Annotated in this window: 1 protein-coding gene; it reads left to right on the forward strand. The window is 41.2% G+C overall.

Annotated features, from left to right (window positions below; genetic code table 11):
- Positions 1-2,341: penicillin-binding protein PBP1B (gene pbp1b / locus QZ565_RS09195; protein ID WP_295528557.1), on the forward strand; the 2,341-nt coding region annotated here is incomplete at its 5' end.
- Positions 2,342-2,747 lie beyond the last annotated feature (406 nt).

Below are 2,747 nucleotides of genomic sequence, written 5' to 3' on the forward strand. Positions count from 1 at the left end.
GGATGGGACAGGTGGGAAAGTTCTGGCTATCCTAGGTAGCATTTTAGTTGCTATTAAGGGAATTTTGAATACTCTCTTTATTCTAGGCTTTATCGGTGGACTTTTTGGTGCTGGTGTAGCTCTTGGTTATGGAGTTGCTTTGTTTGACAAGGCCAAGGTTCCCCAAGCGGAGGACTTGGTCAAGCAGGTTAAAAATATTTCTTCCATCTCAGAAATTGTTTACGCAGATGGGAGTGTCATTGCATCTATTGAGAGTGACCTACTGAGAACTTCTGTCTCATCTGAGGAAATATCGGACAATCTCAAAAAGGCTATCGTTGCAACTGAGGATGAACATTTTCTTGAACATAAAGGGGTTGTACCAAAAGCTGTGATTCGGGCGACTTTGGGAACCTTTGCAGGCTTGGGCTCATCTAGCGGTGGCTCGACCTTGACCCAACAGTTAATCAAGCAACAAGTGGTCGGAGATGCTCCGACTTTGGCTCGTAAGGCTACAGAAATTGTCGATGCCCTTGCCTTGGAACGCAGCATGAGCAAGGATGAAATTTTGACGACTTATCTCAATGTTGCTCCCTTTGGTCGAAATCATAAAGGGCAGAATATTGCAGGTGCCCAGCAAGCTGCTGAAGGGATTTTCGGTATCGATGCCAACAAGTTAAGTATTCCTCAAGCCGCTTTCTTAGCAGGTTTGCCACAGAGTCCGATTACTTATTCCCCTTATGAAAATACTGGAGAGTTAAAGAGTGATGAAGACTTAAAACTTGGTTTGAAGCGGGCCAAGGATGTTCTCTACAACATGTACCGTACGGGTGCTCTGACTCAGGAAGAATACGACCAGTACAAGGATTATAATCTCAAACAAGATTTTTTGCCATCAGGAACTATCAATGCTGTTTCGAGGGATTACCTTTACTTTACGGCTATGGCTGAAGCGACAGACCGTATGTATGATTATTTAGTTCAACAGGACAATGTCTCTAGTCAGGAGTTGAAAAAGGAAGCAGTTCAAAAGGCCTATCATGAGCGAGCTGAGCAGGAACTAAGTAACGGTGGCTATAAAATCACGACAACAATCAATAAAAAAATCCATACTGCCATGCAAAATGCAGTTGCTAACTACGGTCGTTTGGTAGATGATTCGACTGGCCAGCCTGAAGTAGGGAATGTTTTGATGGACAATAAAACGGGGGCTGTTCTAGGCTTTGTTGGTGGTCGTAATTACCAAATAAACCAAAACAATCACGCCTTTGACACTAAGCGCTCGCCAGCCTCTACAACCAAGCCTTTATTGGCCTACGGTATTGCCATTGACCAAGGCTTGATGGGTAGCGCTAGTATCTTGTCCAATTATCCGACAAATTTTGCAAATGGTAGTCCGATTGTGCATGGTAGTAGTAAAGGCACAGATATGGTCAATTTGGGTGATGCTTTAAACTATTCATGGAATATTCCAGCCTATTGGACTTATCGCATGCTTCGTGAAAAAGGTGTCGATGTTAAGAGCTATATGGAAAAAATGGGTTACGAGATTCCAGAGTACGGTATCGAAAGTCTGCCTATGGGTGGTGGGATTGAAGTCACAGTTGCCCAGCATACCAATGGTTATCAAACAATTGCCAATAACGGTGTCTACCATCAAAAACATGTGATTTCTAAGATTGAATCATCTGATGGTAGAGTAATCTATGAGTTCCAAGACAAACCAGTTCAAGTGTATTCGAAGGCAACAGCAACGATTATGCAGAGTTTGCTTCGTGAGGTGATTTCATCTCGGATCACTTCAAGTTTCCAAACGGATTTGTCTTCTATTAATTCAAGCTTAGCTCGTGCAGACTGGATTGGTAAGACTGGTACAACCAATGAAGATGAAAATATGTGGCTCATGCTTTCGACACCAAGATTGACTCTAGGTGGTTGGCTAGGTCACGATGACAACCGCCCAATGGCTAAGGGGGCTGGGCATTATCGAAATGCCAAATATATGGCCCACTTGGTCAATGCTATCCAACAGGCTGAGCCTGGTGTTTGGGGCAATGAACGCTTTAATCTTGATTCTAGTGTGACCCAGTCTCAGGTCCTCAGATCTACAGGGCAGAAGCCTGGCAAAGTATCCGTTAATGGAAGAACAGTTGATCTTTCAGGTTCTACTGTAACGAGCTATTGGGCTAACAAGGCGGGAGCTCCAACGACAAGCTATCACTTTGCTATTGGAGGAAGTGAAGCAGATTATCAAAATGCTTGGTCAGGTATTATTGGTAGTTTCTCGTCTACCCCAAGTTCAAGTAGTAGTTCTAGCAGTACCCCAAGTTCATCAGCAACACAATCAAATAGTAGAAGATAGAGCTATAAAATAAAAATCTCTATTTTTCAAGTAAAAAATAAAAATATTATATAACGGTCTTGAATCTCGTTAAGTGAGAAGCAAGACCGTTATTGTACTTTTAAAGACGAACGCTATTATCAAAATTGTTGGTAAAATGTAAATTGTCAAGTGAGTTTTGTAGCCTAGATAATATTGCAGAGATTATTCGTAATTTTAGTATAGAAATTTACTGAAAGTACAATTGTTTTGGATGTCTTAGTGTTTCAATGATATAGAAGAATATTCTCCATCTATCAGTAATATCATTTTTGTTTAGTCGTTTGATGTTAATCGAAAGTTCTTCTGGAGTAGTGAAATTTCTCTTTGTTAAGGATGAAAGCAGACTAGCTTTTGCTTTTTTATCTATATTGCTTTACCAGTAAAT

It is taken from the genome of uncultured Streptococcus sp., from assembly GCF_915066115.1.
GTDB lineage: Bacteria > Bacillota > Bacilli > Lactobacillales > Streptococcaceae > Streptococcus.